This is a genomic window from Streptomyces sp. NPDC046977 (assembly GCF_040644455.1).
Taxonomy (GTDB): Bacteria; Actinomycetota; Actinomycetes; order Streptomycetales; family Streptomycetaceae; genus Actinacidiphila.
In genome coordinates this window covers 174,729-188,687 of record NZ_JBEYWO010000008.1, presented here as the reverse complement: position 1 = coordinate 188,687, position 13,959 = coordinate 174,729, and the positions used below count along the sequence as shown (strand labels likewise).

Annotated in this window: 16 protein-coding genes; 3 read left to right on the top strand and 13 right to left on the bottom strand. The window is 70.5% G+C overall.

What is annotated here, in order from left to right:
* Positions 1 to 37 precede the first annotated feature (37 nt).
* From ABZ883_RS14980 to ABZ883_RS14970, 3 genes are read left to right on the top strand one after another with little or no spacing between them, the layout of a single operon-like run.
* On the top strand, positions 38 to 802 hold the full coding sequence (locus tag ABZ883_RS14980) for a GntR family transcriptional regulator (RefSeq protein ID WP_360906040.1): 765 nt from the start codon (positions 38 to 40) through the stop codon (positions 800 to 802).
* A gap of 19 nt (positions 803 to 821) precedes the next feature.
* Positions 822 to 1,001 (top strand): hypothetical protein, encoded by a 180-nt coding sequence (locus ABZ883_RS14975; RefSeq protein WP_360906039.1) that lies wholly within the window; start codon positions 822 to 824, stop codon positions 999 to 1,001.
* Between the two features lie 10 nt (positions 1,002 to 1,011).
* Positions 1,012 to 1,299, top strand: coding sequence for a hypothetical protein (locus ABZ883_RS14970; protein WP_360906038.1), 288 nt, complete (start codon positions 1,012 to 1,014; stop codon positions 1,297 to 1,299).
* Between the two features lie 66 nt (positions 1,300 to 1,365).
* Here the strand turns inward: ABZ883_RS14970 and ABZ883_RS14965 are convergent, their stop codons facing one another.
* From ABZ883_RS14965 to ABZ883_RS14905, 13 genes are all read right to left on the bottom strand, one after another.
* Positions 1,366 to 1,620 (bottom strand): hypothetical protein, encoded by a 255-nt coding sequence (locus ABZ883_RS14965; RefSeq protein WP_360906037.1) that lies wholly within the window; start codon positions 1,618 to 1,620, stop codon positions 1,366 to 1,368.
* Between the two features lie 119 nt (positions 1,621 to 1,739).
* On the bottom strand, positions 1,740 to 2,132 hold the full coding sequence (locus ABZ883_RS14960) for a hypothetical protein (RefSeq protein WP_360906036.1): 393 nt from the start codon (positions 2,130 to 2,132) through the stop codon (positions 1,740 to 1,742).
* Positions 2,133 to 2,161: 29 nt separating this feature from the next.
* The gene (locus ABZ883_RS14955) at positions 2,162 to 2,518 is read right to left on the bottom strand and encodes a hypothetical protein (protein WP_360906035.1); all 357 of its coding nucleotides are present in this window, start codon (positions 2,516 to 2,518) and stop codon (positions 2,162 to 2,164) included.
* Positions 2,519 to 2,568: 50 nt separating this feature from the next.
* Positions 2,569 to 3,519, bottom strand: coding sequence for a peptidoglycan-binding protein (locus ABZ883_RS14950; protein ID WP_360906034.1), 951 nt, complete (start codon positions 3,517 to 3,519; stop codon positions 2,569 to 2,571).
* Between the two features lie 59 nt (positions 3,520 to 3,578).
* Positions 3,579 to 4,097, bottom strand: coding sequence for a hypothetical protein (locus tag ABZ883_RS14945; protein ID WP_360906033.1), 519 nt, complete (start codon positions 4,095 to 4,097; stop codon positions 3,579 to 3,581).
* Between the two features lie 10 nt (positions 4,098 to 4,107).
* Positions 4,108 to 7,446, bottom strand: coding sequence for a hypothetical protein (locus ABZ883_RS14940; RefSeq protein ID WP_360906032.1), 3,339 nt, complete (start codon positions 7,444 to 7,446; stop codon positions 4,108 to 4,110).
* Between the two features lie 8 nt (positions 7,447 to 7,454).
* On the bottom strand, positions 7,455 to 10,784 hold the full coding sequence (locus tag ABZ883_RS14935) for a hypothetical protein (RefSeq protein WP_360906031.1): 3,330 nt from the start codon (positions 10,782 to 10,784) through the stop codon (positions 7,455 to 7,457).
* A gap of 202 nt (positions 10,785 to 10,986) precedes the next feature.
* A complete protein-coding gene (locus ABZ883_RS14930) occupies positions 10,987 to 11,490 on the bottom strand; it encodes a hypothetical protein (RefSeq protein WP_360906030.1) in 504 nt (167 codons plus the stop codon).
* The gene (locus ABZ883_RS14925) at positions 11,490 to 11,951 is read right to left on the bottom strand and encodes a hypothetical protein (RefSeq protein ID WP_360906029.1); all 462 of its coding nucleotides are present in this window, start codon (positions 11,949 to 11,951) and stop codon (positions 11,490 to 11,492) included. The genes ABZ883_RS14930 and ABZ883_RS14925 overlap by 1 nt, the downstream gene beginning before the upstream one ends.
* Positions 11,952 to 11,961: 10 nt before the next feature.
* Positions 11,962 to 12,396, bottom strand: a complete 435-nt coding sequence (locus ABZ883_RS14920) for a minor capsid protein (RefSeq protein ID WP_360906028.1) — start codon at positions 12,394 to 12,396, stop codon at positions 11,962 to 11,964.
* Positions 12,397 to 12,462: 66 nt separating this feature from the next.
* Positions 12,463 to 12,813, bottom strand: coding sequence for a hypothetical protein (locus ABZ883_RS14915; RefSeq protein WP_360906027.1), 351 nt, complete (start codon positions 12,811 to 12,813; stop codon positions 12,463 to 12,465).
* A gap of 9 nt (positions 12,814 to 12,822) precedes the next feature.
* Complete coding sequence (locus tag ABZ883_RS14910; RefSeq protein ID WP_360906026.1) at positions 12,823 to 13,140, bottom strand: hypothetical protein; 318 nt, start codon at positions 13,138 to 13,140, stop codon at positions 12,823 to 12,825.
* A gap of 142 nt (positions 13,141 to 13,282) precedes the next feature.
* Positions 13,283 to 13,957 carry a hypothetical protein gene (locus ABZ883_RS14905; protein WP_360906025.1) on the bottom strand — a complete coding sequence of 225 codons (675 nt, stop codon included), beginning with the start codon at positions 13,955 to 13,957 and terminating at the stop codon, positions 13,283 to 13,285.
* Positions 13,958 to 13,959 lie beyond the last annotated feature (2 nt).

Here is a 13,959-nt window from a genome sequence, read left to right as displayed (position 1 = left end):
GCAAGGCCTCCGGGCCAAACGCGCAACGGGAGAGCGAATGCCACGTCAACCGGCCTCATTCCTGCCGATTGCCGACGCCCTGCGCACACGGATCCGGGCCGGCGACTGGCCGGTCGGCGAACGCCTGCCGTCCCGCGCACACCTCGCCGCCGAGTACGACGTCAGCCCGATGACGATGCAACGCGCCGTCGAGCGCCTCATCATCGAAGGCCTCCTCGAAGGCCGCGCCGGCTCCGGAACCTACGTGCGCACCCCGCGCGAGCGCCTGCGCATGGTCCGCTCCCGTCACCGCGAGCGCCGCGGCGGCAGTCCGTTCCGCTCCGACATGGCCGAGCAGGGCAAGCGCGGCACCTGGGAGTCGCACAGCCAGGCCCGGGTGCCGGCGCCCGACGGCATCGCCCACCGGCTCGCCATTCAGCCAGGCGACCACTGCGTCCGCACGGCCTACGAGTTCCTCGCGGACGGCATGCCGGTGCAGCTGTCGACGAGCTGGGAGCCGATGGCCATCACGGACGGCACGCCGATCGTGCTCCCCGAGTTGGGGCCGCTGGCGGGCATGGGCGTGGTCGAGCGGATGCGGACGATCGGCGTGGTCATCGACACGGCCGTCGAGGTGCCGCGGCCGGGCCGGGCCACCCAGGAGGAGGCCAACATGCTGGGGATCAGCGTGGGTGACCTGCTGATGCGCATCGAGCGGACGTACTACGACGCCGACGGGCGGCCGGTGGAGACCGCCGACATCACCGTGCCTGACGTGCGGTGGGAGATCGCCTACGAGATCGGTATAGAGCAGCCGGAGTGAGCCCCGCTACGCTTGGACTATGCCCTCTGACCTGCCGTCTTCGGCTGCGCCTGCGCGCTCTGCCGCGGTGGTGAACGACGCGATCAGGGCTCTTCTGGCGGGGCGGTCGGGGTGGACGGCCGCGGAGCTCGACGAGCTGGTCGCGCTGCAGGGCGAGTGGCTGCGGGCCCGCCGCGCCGAGCTGGTGGCCACGGCCTAGGGTCAAAGGCATGTCTGACCAGCCACTCCCGGAGGCCGACGCGGTCGAGGCGCCGCCGTGGGATCCCGCGCAGCGGCCCGGCCCGCGTGTCCGGCGGTACAGCGAGCGGCCGCGGATGCGGATCCGGGTCGACGGAACCTGGCGGGACGCGCAGGTGATGCAGCGGCAGGACTGGCCGGACGGGCGGATCCGCGTGCTGTGCGACGTGTACCTGCCGAGCGAGGTCGGCTGGGTGTGGCTGGTCCGCGGGTACTGGTGGGACTCCGCGGCCATGCGCATGATCCGGCCAGGCGCCTGACCGCGGGCATGACGAAAACGCCCCCGCGCCCGGCCCGAAGGCCAGACACGGGGGCGTTGTACGTGTTCAGACACCGACGTCGTGCAGGTAGGGCTTGACCTCATCCGGCACCGGCTGCGGAGGTGCCGGAGGCTCCAGACCCGAGGCGCGGATGTGCCCGACCAGACCCCGGACCCAGCCTGCGAGGTACCTGATCGTGTAGTCCTGGGCGGTGATGCGGGCCTTCTGGGCCTCGGCCTCGACCTTCTGCTCTTCGGCCTCCGCCTTCTGCTCCGCGAGGTCCGTCTTCAGCTCCCTGATGCTGGTGCGGAGCTCCTTCACGATCGCAGTGAAGTCATCCCGCTTCTCCTGCCTGCGAGTCCGGCGCGCGGCTCGTGCGGCGACGACACCCCCGGCCGCGCTGACCAGCCCGATTGCACCCTGAATCCAGATGTCCGCGGTCACCGGACCACCCCAATCTTGCTCCGGGGCGACTCTCCCCACCCCGCTACCACCAGGACGGGCGCCGCGATCGCGGCCCAGACGACGGCGGATACCCACCCCCTCGGGAAGTCCCCGATGATCCACGACACGAGGTAGGACACCGTCCACGGCAGGACGATCAGCGGTAGCGCCAGGAACCCGGGCCAGTCCCGGCCCTGTGGGAGCCAGGCACAGACCGCGGCTATCAGGCCGGACGCCACCCACAGCCACGCCCACGCGGTCAGTGGCATCGTCGCCAGCAGGGGCCGGAGACCGCGCTGGTCAGGCTGGGGGGAGATGAGCTGCGCCCACCCGTACACGGCCCACACGGCGCCGTAGCAGGACAGGATCGCGCCGCGGCGGCCCAGCATGCGCGAGACCTGCCGGGCCGCACGGCACATCAGACCGACCCCGCGCGGGCGCCGGCGGGTGCGGCCGGGGAGACCTGGCCGCGGGTGAGGAACACCAGGAGGGCGAGGACGAGGGCATTGATCGCGCCGACGGTCGCGGGCGCCACATCGAAGTGGAACGCGGCGAGGAGCGCGACGACCACGGTGACGAGGCCGGTGAACGCGGACGGGGCGATCGGGCGGGTGAGGGCGGCGGTGATCGCGGCGAACACTCCGGAGATGACCGCGACGATCGCGCCGGCCTGCTCGGGGCTGAGGCCGACGTTGAAGGTGACGAGGAGGGAGAGCGCGGCGGAGATGATGCCGAGGATGACCGCGGGTTCGCGGCCGAAGATGCGCAGGGGCATGACGGTTCCTTCTGCGGGAAGTGCCGCGGGGCGCGGGCGCGCCCGCGGGGTCAGACGTTGGGGACGCGGAGCCGGTCCCACGTGGCTTTGCCGGGGGGCCACTTGGCGTCGGCGCCGGTATAGCCGCAGGCGCGCTGCCAGGCTTCGTAGGAGGCGATGTCGCCGGAGCCGATGACGTCCTGGTTGGCCGTGGACTTGTACTTGTTGCAGCCGACGGCGACGAGGCGCTTGCGCATTGCGGTGACGATCGGCGACTTGCGGCCGACGGTGAACCAGCCCGCGCCCGGGAAGGGCTCGTACTTCGGCTTGGCCGGGGGCTTCTTGACCGGGGGCTTCGTCGGGGTGCCGGAGACGGGCGTGCCGACGAGGGCACGGGCGTAGCCGAGGAGCTTGGCGAAGTTGATCGCGCCCGGGTCGCCGTGGGAGTTCTCGGCGGCGTGCTGGTGGCCGCAGATGCCCTCGAAGGCGTTCCACTGCGGGAAGCTCATGCGGGCCGAGGTGGCGCCGTAGCTCTTGGGGTAGGGCAGCCACAGGGACGGGCCGGTCAGCGGCACGTCGTGCTCGGTGTGGGCCCAGGCGAGGAACTTCGCCAGTTCGCGGAGCGCCCACTCGGGGGCCTCGGGCCAGAACACGAAGTCCTCGTTCTGCTTGTCCCCGGCCTTGATCCAGCGGTTGCGGGTCTCGGGGTCGCAGGTGCCGACGAGCTCCACCTGTACGACGTTCAGCGTGTTCGTCTGCACGCCGCCGGGCCGGTTCTCCAGGGCGCGGGAGGAGATGTCGATGTCGAAGTGCTGGTACCAGCCCAGCTTCTGCGCCTTGCAGTCGGGCTTCGCGGTCAGGTTCGGCGCGGTGGCGCCGCCCTCGTAGTCGGGGAGGGTGCGGCCCTCGGTGGTGTGGAGGACGACCGCGTTGACCTCCATCGGGTCGCCCGGGTAGTCGTCCTGGTACCGGTGGGTCTGGTCGGCCCCGGGGTATCTCTGCGGGCCTGTGCGAGTGGTCATGCTGCGCCTCCAGGCATGAAAAAACGCCCCTCGGCGGGGGCGTACGGACGGAACGAGGATCAGTTGCCGCTGAACTGGACCTGGATGTAGGGGCGCAGGCTGCCCGTGGAGCTGTTCACCGCGCCGGACGAATCCTGACCGGCGATCAGCTCCACATAGTCACCGGCCGCCAGCAGGTACGCCCTCGTGCGGGCGTTCGTCGTTGCCGTCGCGTTGCTGGGCGCGGCCGCGATCCGGTTCGACCCGGCGACAGCCAGGCTCCCGTTGATGAACCACGCGTTGAAACGCGCGAGGCCGGCACTGCTGGCGACCGCGTTGATGGCGGTGGCGCCCATCAGCGTCCACCAGCCCGCGAACGGCGCAGTCCACCTGGTCGGGTTGCCGGCGGCCCACGCGCCGAAGAGGTCGGCCTCGACCGTCTCCCACGAGATGGCGTTGCCGACCACGGGGTTCGTGTTGGTGGCGATGGACTGCGCGGTGTCGCGGGTTGCGGAGAACACGGTCCGGCCGATCAGGTCGGACAGGGAGAGGTCGGCGCCGGTGAGCTCCGCACCGGCGGCGTATGCGGGGTAGGGCACGGGGCTCCTCCTACAGGGCGGCGGTCGCGGCCGTGGCGACCGTGACGGGCGTGCCGGAGGTCTGGGCCTTGACGACGCCGTTGACGGAGCGGACGACGGTCATGGTCTGCGGCGCGAACTGCTGGAAGCCGTCGTACGACGCGACGACGGGCAGCGTGTTGGTGTTGCTGGTGGACAGGATCGAGCGGGTGCCGATCGCTCCGGCCGCGGTCAGGCTGGTGTCGGTCACGGTGACCTGCCACGGCATGTATGGCTCGGGGGTGCCGTCCTGCCATGTCTTCGCGGACAGCGTGCTGCCGGTGATAGTGAGGCGCACCCAGAACTGCCGTCCGGCCGCGTGGACCAGGCCGACATCGGGAGCGGTCGCCAGCAGCGTCTCGGTCCCGCCGACCCGCTTGCGCAGGGTCAGGGTCACGGTCTGCGTGGTGCTGAAGTCGAGCCGGGCGAGATAGCAGTTGTTCACGTCGGCGAACCGCCCGACCAGGTGCAGGAAGTGCGACCCGCCGGTCGCGAGCTTGTCGGTGGCCATGCTGGCGATGGTGTCCAGGTCGGCCGACGCCCACGGCACGGTTGTCCACCTGGAGACGTTGACGCTGCCCATGGAGGCGCGGCCGGTGCCGCTCGTGACCGAGTAGTCGGACCCGGAGCCGCCGTTGGTGGTCCAGGCCTGCCCGGTGTCGGTGGTGCCCCAGCCGCCGGACACGGTCCGCCCGTACGTGTCGTGGACGGCGCCCATGACGCGGGTCACCGTCATGACCTCGCCGCCCACCTGCACGTCGAACGGAACGTGCGCGGGGTCGAGGGTCCACGCCGGCCCGGACGTGGTGGCCACGCTGAGCGCCGTGGCCGACGAGGTGACCGACGACGCGAGCTGCGACCCCGCTGTGTTCACGCGGGCGCGCACCGGGTCGTCGGTGACGGCCACGTCCCATGGCGCGGCTCGCGTGCCGTTGAGCGTCATCTTCCAGGACCGCTCGTGCAGGACTTCGGTGTAGCTCTGCATGAGCTGGTCGATCGTGCCGGGCGGGATGAACGGCGGCGGGTTGGCGATGGTGAAGCGGTCCCCGATGTCCATGCCCGAGGCCGCGTCGATGAGGTCGGTGGCCTTGTGCAGGAGCAGGGTGACCTCGGGGAAGCGCGGCTTGCCGGAGGTTGCGAGGTGCAGCCGCCATCCGGCGTGCTGGTCGGGCTGGTCGTCGGAGAACAGGTTGAGCTGGATCGAGTCGTCGTACAGGCCGATGCCCGCGGGCGGGTCCTGGGTGGACAGCGGCCCGGTGTCGAGGGTCGCGCGGCCGCTGCTGCCGCCGGTGCGCTGGACGGTGATGTCGTTGCGGACGCCCTGGTCGTCCGGCTTCGGGCGTAGCGGCGGGGCGATGTGCCCCGTGCCCTTGTAGTCGAGGGCCAGTTTGACGGGCTGGTTGTACAGGCTCCGTCGGTCGCGGTACGCGAGGCCGAGGGTTCTGCGGGGCTCGTACAGGATGCCGCCGTCGACGTCGGCCGCGTCCTGGAGCAGCGTCAGGAACACGTCGGGGCGCTGCGGGCCCACCTTCTCTTGCAGGCTGGTGTCGCCGTACACGGTGACGGGGATCTTCTGTTCGCTGGACAGGCGGGACATGCGGCCGCCCGCGGTGTCGCCGTTGAAGCCGGTGTTCGCCGAGTTGTAGATCAGCGATCCGGCGGGGCTGCACACGCTGATGTGGCCGAGGCGCATGCCGTCGAGGTCCGCGGAGTAGCCGCCGCCGGGCGGGCCGTGGACGCCGGTGACGCGGCCTGCGGTTCCGGCGAGGCTGCCGTTGACCTGGCCACCGGATCCTCCGATCGGGATCCACAGCGACAGCCAGTCGACGTTGGAGCCGTTCTGGGTTGCGGTGAACCGCCAGCGGGTCCATCGGTTGTAGATGGTGGTGGTCAAGACACCCTGGTTGAGGATCTCGGTGCCGTCGGAGTCGTAGGCGTGGATCTGGGCGCCGCCGGAGTCGACCATGAGGCGCCATGTCCGGATGGTGCCGGTGGTCTCGTAGTACATGACGGTGCGCGCGGTGGAGGGCCCGGCCTGGAGGAAGAAGATGAACTCGCCCTGCCAGGACGTCTGGGGGCTCGCCGGGGCGGGGACGGTGCCGGTGAGGCTGCCCAGCCCGGATACCGAGGCGAGCGCGGAGGAGCCCGCGAGGGAGTCGTCCTGGCCGTATGTGATGCCGCTGGTCTTGAGGGGGCGCACGCCCGGCATCGGCGAGTAGGCCTGCGTCGCGGTGGCGCCTTCCTCCATGGGCCAGTAGGCCACGAGGGTGGGCTCGCTGGGGATGCGACGGCGCAGCGTGGAGTCGAGGGGCTTGGCGCCTTGGCCGAGGCGGCGTTGGATACCGGTGGCCTCCAGGACCACGTAGGCGTTCCCGCCGTTCGGCGCCCACTCCGACGGCCAGGACGGGATCTCGCCGACGAAGCGGCGCCGCCGGTTCGTCAGCAGGGCTCCGCCGTCGAGCGTCCAGGTGATGCCGGAGGTGTCGACGAAGGAGGTGGCGCCCTTGGTCTGCGCGGTGAAGTCGATGTTGGCGACGGCCGGGCCGTTGATGCCGTTGCGGAGCTGGAAGGCGTAGAAGGACCCGGACGGGTCGATGAAGTTGCTGTTCGAGATGGCGCCGACGTCGGTGAGGGCGGTCCCGGCGAACACGCTGGTGGTGCCCGCGGTGACGACGGGGTTGCCGAGCTGCGTCCAGGTCCCGTTGATGCTGTCCGAGGTGTAGAACGTCACGGTGTTGCCGCTGGCGCCGTTGTTGACGTCGAGGGTGACGCGGATCGCGATCCGGCCGGACGGCGGGACCATCAGTGGCGCGGTGGACTGCTTGAGGATGTCGGTGCTGCCGTCGGTGGTCCAGTAGAACCAGACCCGCCCTTGGAAGACGATGACCCGCCACGACTTGTTGCTCGGGGTGCCCCACCGGCCGACGAGGTCCAGCGCGAACGGGACGCCGGACCAGTCGTCGAGCTGGGCCTCGAAGCGGATGTCGAGGTCGCCGGTGAGGCGGAGCGCCGCGGTGTCGGTGGCGCGGGCCCGGTCGGTGCCGCCGGTGAGCCACAGCAGGTTGCTGCCGGCGTGGACGGACACCCTGACAGGCGTGTTGGTGCCGATCTGCCCGTAGTAGGGCGACATCGGGTTGTCGGGGCTGAACTGGCCGTCCTTGTTGTTGATGGTGAAGCGGCACTTGGACACGTCCACGCGGGCGGATTCGTCGCCCCGCCCGCGTGTGATCGTGACCGGGTCTGTCAGCCGGCACTTGGGTGTGACGTCCGTCCAGGTGCCGCCGAGGTTGAACTCGATGAGCGTGCCGAGCGGGTCGGTGGGAAACGGCATGGACCCTCCTACTGCCCGAAAGCGGATTGAACATCGCCGCCGAAGTCGACGCGGACGAGCTCCTTGACGAACTGGGTGAACTTGTCCTGGCCACCGCGGAATTCGACGATCATCCGCGGAGGCTTGCCCGACCGACCGGCGCCCGCAGCGCTGCCGCCTGGGCCGTAGCCCGTCGCGCCGGCCGCGGCCGGGGAGGCGGTGAGGTTGCCCATCGGGGTGCCGTCCGCAGCGAGGCCCTGCTGCGCCGCGGTCATGAGCGCGTTGGCGGAGGCGCCGACGAGGCCCTGCTGCTGGGCCATGCTGGCGGCGAGGGTCTTGCCGATGGCCTCACCCGAGTAGGAGACCCATCCCTTGCCGCTGAAGGGTCCCTTCTTGGCGGGGCTGAACGGGAAGTAGTCGCGGGCGGCACGCATCAGGCTCGATGCGGTGCTGGTGACGCCGGACCACATGGAGCCCATGCCGTCGATGAACCCTCGGATCAGGGCGCGGCCGCTGTTGTAGAGGACGCTGCCGAGGTTTCCGAGGGCCTTGCTGGCACGGCTGGGGAGGCCGCGGATCCACGAGACTGCGGAGTCGAGGCGGCTCTTGATCGCGTTGACCATGGAGGTGCCTGCGGCGGAGGCCCGCCCGGCGATGTTCGAGCCGAGCGAGGCCAGGGCGTCGTAGGCGCGGCGCGGGAGGCCCGCGAACCAGCCGACGATCTTGTTGATCATGTCGGGGACGATGCTGTGCCCGACCAGCACGTCGTACAGCCACTGGAACTTGTCGCGGATCCACTCGGTGACCTTCTTCACCGCATCGATCGCGGGCTGGAGTTTCCGCTCCATCTCCTTGAACCAGTCGATCAGCGAGTCCAGGGCCGTCAGCACGTGCACGGTGATCATCGTGCTGATGTTCAGGAACTTGGTTGCCAGCTCGATGAGCGGCGGCAGCAGCGGCAGCAGCGCTGGCAGCAGCTGCAGGATGAACATCGTGGCCAGCTCGGTCAGGTCCGGGAGGAGCGGGGCCAGCGCCTCCAGGATCTTCCCGAAGCTTTTGCCCATCTCGATGAGCAGGGGCACGAGCTGCGGGATGGCCGGCGCGAGCTCCTGGACCAGTTGGACGATCAGGTCGCCGTTGTTGGTGACCAGCTCAACGATGACGTCCGCCAGGCCCTCGATGATCGGCGTCAGCGTCGGGCCGAGCGCGGCAGCGAGCTGTGCGATGACGGGGGCCAGTTGCTTGGCGACCTGGCTGATCGTCTTGAAGACCGGCGTCAACGGGGGCAGCAGGTCGGCGATGAGCTCGCCGAGGACCGGGAGCAGCGGCGCGAAGGCCTCCACCAGGTCACCGACCGCCGTGGCCGCGGCAACCAAGACCGGGCCGAGCGCCTTGATGATCGGCTTGAGGGCGTCCCCCAAAGCGCTGATCAGGATCTTTGCCGGGGGGCCCAGCGCAGTAAAGACCGGGGCGAGCTGCTTGAGCGCCTCGATGAGCAGGGGCGCGGCCTCCTTGGCCAGCGCGCCGAACGTACCGAACAGGGCCTTGAGGCCGCCCTGCACTTCGGGGCTGTTGACCGCGTCCGCGATCGCGCCGGTGATGGTCTGGAGCGTGTCGAGGAAGCTGCCGCCGGACTCGTCGGCCGCGTCGAAGATGCCGCCCAGGATGCGCCCGACGTTGACACCGATGGCCATGAGCTGGCCAATGAGGTCAATGGCGCGCTCGATGGACTCCTGCATCCGCCCCGACGCGAACGACTTGCTCAGCTTGTCGCCGAGCCTCTCCGCCCCCTGGCCCAGCGCGGACGTCAGCCGCTCGAAGCTGGGGCCGGCCGCGGCCGCGAACTGGGTGAACGACTTGAGAACCATGCCGGGGATGCCCGACAGGTTGTGCAGCCCCTGCGACGCGGCCGACAGGGCCTGCCCAAGCGTGCCGTTGGAAGCCAGCTCGCGCGCACTGGCCCCGACGCCCTTGGCCATCTTGTTCAGGGCACCCGCGCTGCTGACGAGGTTCTTCTCCAGGATCGGCAGGACCGCGGACGCGGTAGTCCGCAGCTCGCCCGCGAGACCCTTGAAGAGGGCGTCCTGCACCTTCAGCTTCAAGGCGTCGAGTGCGGGCTTCAGCCGGATGATCTCCTGCACGAACGCCCGCGCGTTCGGGCTGAGCTTCTTGAGGGCTTCGGCGAGCGGGTCCAAGCCGCCTCCGCCACCGCCGCCGCCCCCCGACGTCGCATCGTTGAGGGCGTCCTGTGCCCGCTTGATGTTCTTCAGCCCCTCGGCCGCGGTGCGGGACTGTTCTTCCTGCGCGTCCTTCAGAGCGCGGACGGCGTCAGCAACGTCGCGCTGGGCGTCGGCGACGTCCTGCTGCGCGTCGGTGTAGGTCTTCGACCCCTCAACGCCGGCGTCGTTCGCCTTCTTGGTGTCCTTCTCCAGGCGCTTGGTCTCGGTCTGCTGCTGGTCCAGGGCCTCGACGGCCTTGTCGTAGCCGAGCTGTGCGGCCTCGATCTCGTCCGCGGACGCCTCGGCGCCCATGGCGCGGACGCGCGCCAGCTCCTTCTCGGCGTCGTGGAGGTCGAGGACGGCCTGCCGCTGGCTGAGGCGGGCGTCGTCGAGGGAGTTGTTCATGTCTTCGAGCTCGCGGGTGGCGTCCTCGCGGGCCTGCGTGAGCTGCTCCTGCGCGCGCTTGGCGGCCTTCTGGGCGTCGGCGACTCCTCGCTCGGCGTCCTCGACCTGGCGGGCCGCGCGCTGGTTGGCGAGTGCGGCCTGCTCGGTGGCGTCCTTCACAGCCTCCAGTGCGGCCTTGTGGGCCTTTGCGGCACCGGTGGCCCCGCCGCCACCGCCCCCTCCTCCGCCGCCGCCCTTGCCAGCGAACACCGCAGACAGGGCCGCACCCACGCCGGAGGTGCCCACCTTCAGTGCGCCCAGAGCCGAGCCCAGCGCGAACACAGCCGAGGCGCCGACCGCGGCCGCCGGCGCGATGTTCACCAGCGCGGCCGCCAGGCCGGCTGCGACCGGGATCACTGCAGCCAGCTTGAGTGCAATGAGCCCTGCCTGCCCGGCGACTCCGGCGAGCGCGCCCGCGGCACTTCCGATCCGCGCGAGAGCGGCCCGGGCCCGGTTGCTGTCGCGATCGATGTCGCCCACTGCGCGACTTGCATGGCGCGCGGATTGCCCGACGTGCCCGAGGCCGAGCGAGACCTGCTCGGCCGTGGAGGCGAACCGGCCGTTCAGGTGACGGAGTCGGCCTTCGGTGTCGACCTGGAAGCCGCGCATGGCGAGTTCGGCGCGGGCCAGGCCGCTGGTCATGCCGGAGGGGTCGGCGTTGATGTGGGCGACGAGCTCGCCAACGGACACGGCCATTACCGGGCACCTCCTCGGGGTGTTGCTGGGGGTGTGAAGTGCCGGTTCAGGCGGGTGTCAGTGGAGAGCAGGCCGAGGATGCGGGTGCGCAGCCAGGGCCAGGTGCGCTGCTGGAGCAGCCCTGGCGTCCCCACGTCGACCCCGTAGGTCTGGTGGAGGTCCGCCTCGATGAGCAGCCACTGCTCCAGCAGCGCGGCCCACGTCAGGCCTTCGCGACCTGCGGGCTTCTCTTGCCAGCCGGGCGGGCGCTCGTACCACTCGTAGAGCCCCGTGACCGGGTCTTGCTCGCCGCGGCCGATCCACTCTTCTTGGCCGCGCGACGGGCTTCCCGGTTCGGGGCCATCTGAGAAGGGTCGCCGCCTGCCTTCCAGTAGTTGCGGGCGGTGTCGATGCCCTGCGTGATCCACAGCATGGATGTCATGCCGAGGTGCCGGACCCACGCCCAGGAGACGCCGTCGGCGGTGAGTTCGTCGTAGACGGGGCCGAGGCAGAGCTTGATCAGGTCGAGTTCGCCGTCGTCGTCGAGGAGTTCGGTGTCCTCGGAGACTTCTCCGCCTGCCATGAGGCGCACGGCGAGGTTGGCGATCTTCTGGACCTTGAGGCCGTCCTCGGCGGACGGAGAGGGGATGCGGTAGGTCTTGCCGCCGACGGGCAGTTCGAGAGAGTCGTCGAACAGTTCGTCCAGGGCGTCGAAGCGGGCCGCCATCAGGGGGTCACCGGGTTCGTGATGGGGGTGAGGGGGCCCTTGCCGGTGAGAGTGACCTCGACCTGGTCCAGGGCGGTGCGCTCGCCGCCGGACGGCGCCCACGTGACAAGGGCGTAGCCCTGGTAGGCCTCCGGCAGGCCGTTGCGGTCGTAGAAGCGGACGTCGACCTTGGCGTCGTCGCCCCAGCCGAACGCGGCCTGGCGCAGCGCCTCGTGCACCGGGCTGTAGGTGGTGGAGTCCGGGCTCGCCTTGCGGTTGAACGTGGCCGTCGCGGACCAGGACTGGCCGGTCTTCTCGCTGTCGCTCCAGCCCTCGTCGTCGTAGGTGCTGCTGTCCTCGATGTTGGGCGGGGCCTCCCACTGGAAGTTCGTGATGGCGGGGCACAGCTGGTAGTCCGGCGAGCCCATGTTGACGTCGAGGCGCCACCGGCGAGCGAGTGCGGTCTCCGTGGGTGTGGACATGGCCCATCTCCTATTCGTAGGCGTAGGTCGCGGCCCGGATGGTCCGCAGGTAGTAATTCGCGGTGAGCTCCTCGCGGCCGAGCGTGTCGGCGCCCCAGGGGAGTTGCGAGAACCTCCAGGCCAGGTCCACGGGGACCGTGCCGAGGGTGAAGTGCTCTCGGTTGTCGAGCGCGTCGAATACGGCGTCGGCCATATCGAGGACGGCGGCCGGATCGGCGCCCGCGCGGAAGCGGAATTGCACGGCCGTAATGGCGTTGCTCAGGCCGGTGTCCTCGACCGGGTAGGGGTTCAGGCAGATCACCCGGTCCGGGCTGCTGGGCATGTTGCCGAGCACGATCGCGGTGTCCGCGCTGGTGAACGGCGGGCCGTTCGGCCGGTAGGCGCCGATGTTCTCGTCGTCGAGGAGCTGGGCGAGGCCCGCTGTGAGGTCGCTGGTGTAGCCCACCGGTCACCGCCTTCGGGGCATGCGAAAAGCCCCGGCAGGAATTGCCGGGGCTCGGGGCGGAATAGGTCAGCTGCGGAAAAGCGCACGCAACGGGATTGCCATGATGCGGAGCATCGCCTCGCGCTCGTTCAGCATCGGCTGCTCCAGGTATTTCGCCTGTCGTCCCGGGGCGTGCCGGAAAGTCAGGTCCTCGTGCTGGACCACGGCATACGGCGTGTCGAAGGTGATGTCCCCGTTGAGGCCGTCGATGTTGACCTTGCCGGAGTTCATCAGCGGGCCCTCGTCGAGGGGCACGATTTCCTTCGCCTTGCCGAGCGTGTGCTCCAGAGCGTTCCGCAGGCCCCGCGCCGCAGCCTGTTGGCCGCGTCCGAACCACAGCCGCCTGCCCTCCCACTGCATGGTGACGCGCTGCACCATCGCCGCCTCCTACTGCAGTTGGACTTCGAGGTGGTCAGGTGTCGGGAGGCCGCCGCCGTCGTGCCGGAGCGCGGCGATGACGGTGGTCTGCCGGCCGCCGGGGAGGGTCACGCGGGACTCCGGCGGGCAGTTGGCGGCGAGGTCGCTGTAGACCGTGCTGCTGCTGGTGACCTCGCGGCCTTCGGCGTCTCGGACTCGGCGGGTGCGCTCTTCGAGGAAGCAGCGCACGGTCGTGGGCGGTCCGTAGAGGGGGCCGTGGGAGCCGTCGCCGAGGTAGGGCTCGACGGTGACCTCGCGCCGCATGAAGCGACGGGGCAGGCGGCCCATCAGTCCTCCTCTGTGGCATGCCATGTGGAGCTGGCGGGGTTCCCCTCGCACCAGCACTTGTCCGGCGTGCACAGCTCGGACGCCCGAGCTCCGGGGATGCGGAAGGCGCATCCGCAGCGGGGGCAGTAGTCGTCGAGGTCCATCACCGCCACCCGCAAGAGCCGGTGGTCACGCCCCGCAAAAACTTGTCGGCCGGGAGCGCCGCGAACGCGCGGTACACCCGGGCGCCACTGGTCGTAGGGCTGACCCGGTTGTCCCCGGCGCCGTACTGGATCTGCGCCGACCCGATGGACACGCCCTGGATCGGCCCGGCGGTGTCGGTGTCCTCGCCGACCTCGCCCCAGAACTCCACCTGCGCGCAAGCCGCGAGGGCGAACGCCTTCGCCACGTCCGGGTCGGTGGGCAGGCCGTCGTCGTCGGTGTCGTACACCGCGGTGAGGAGCACCTCGGAGTCCAGCAGCTCCGACGCGCGGGCCAGGAGCCGGTCCGCATCCAACGGCGGAGCGGTGTGCAGGTAGTTCGCGAGCTGCGTGCTGTTCGCGTAGACCCGGCCAGTCTCCGTGACGATGCCCGGGGCCACGCCAACACGCTGGACCTCGCGGCCGGCGCCGGTCCCCGTGACGGTCCAGTCCAGGACCCACACGCCGGCGAGCGTGTACGTCACCGGGGCCGTCCACGTGGCGCCCGCGTCCGCGCCTGTGACCACCGGAGAGACGGTGGTGCCGTCCGGCCGGGTCACCGTGAGCGTGGCCGCGGTGGTCCCGTCGGCCGGGTCGACCGCGAGGCGTGCGGTGACCAGGTCTCCCACGTCGGGCATCG

Bases quoted from the DNA above. Each gene is read 5' to 3' on its own strand.
- ABZ883_RS14960 (WP_360906036.1), bottom strand. From the start codon at position 2,132: ATGCTGGGCCGCCGCGGCGCGATCCTGTCCTGCTACGGCGCCGTGTGG.
- ABZ883_RS14940 (WP_360906032.1), bottom strand. From the start codon at position 7,446: ATGCCGTTTCCCACCGACCCGCTCGGCACGCTCATCGAGTTCAACCTC.
- ABZ883_RS14910 (WP_360906026.1), bottom strand. From the start codon at position 13,140: ATGGGCCGCCTGCCCCGTCGCTTCATGCGGCGCGAGGTCACCGTCGAG.
- ABZ883_RS14980 (WP_360906040.1), top strand. From the start codon at position 38: ATGCCACGTCAACCGGCCTCATTCCTGCCGATTGCCGACGCCCTGCGC.
- ABZ883_RS14925 (WP_360906029.1), bottom strand. From the start codon at position 11,951: ATGTCCACACCCACGGAGACCGCACTCGCTCGCCGGTGGCGCCTCGAC.
- ABZ883_RS14955 (WP_360906035.1), bottom strand. From the start codon at position 2,518: ATGCCCCTGCGCATCTTCGGCCGCGAACCCGCGGTCATCCTCGGCATC.
- ABZ883_RS14950 (WP_360906034.1), bottom strand. From the start codon at position 3,519: ATGACCACTCGCACAGGCCCGCAGAGATACCCCGGGGCCGACCAGACC.
- ABZ883_RS14970 (WP_360906038.1), top strand. From the start codon at position 1,012: ATGTCTGACCAGCCACTCCCGGAGGCCGACGCGGTCGAGGCGCCGCCG.
- ABZ883_RS14935 (WP_360906031.1), bottom strand. From the start codon at position 10,784: ATGGCCGTGTCCGTTGGCGAGCTCGTCGCCCACATCAACGCCGACCCC.
- ABZ883_RS14975 (WP_360906039.1), top strand. From the start codon at position 822: ATGCCCTCTGACCTGCCGTCTTCGGCTGCGCCTGCGCGCTCTGCCGCG.
- ABZ883_RS14905 (WP_360906025.1), bottom strand. From the start codon at position 13,957: ATGCCCGACGTGGGAGACCTGGTCACCGCACGCCTCGCGGTCGACCCG.
- ABZ883_RS14930 (WP_360906030.1), bottom strand. From the start codon at position 11,490: ATGGCGGCCCGCTTCGACGCCCTGGACGAACTGTTCGACGACTCTCTC.
- ABZ883_RS14915 (WP_360906027.1), bottom strand. From the start codon at position 12,813: ATGGTGCAGCGCGTCACCATGCAGTGGGAGGGCAGGCGGCTGTGGTTC.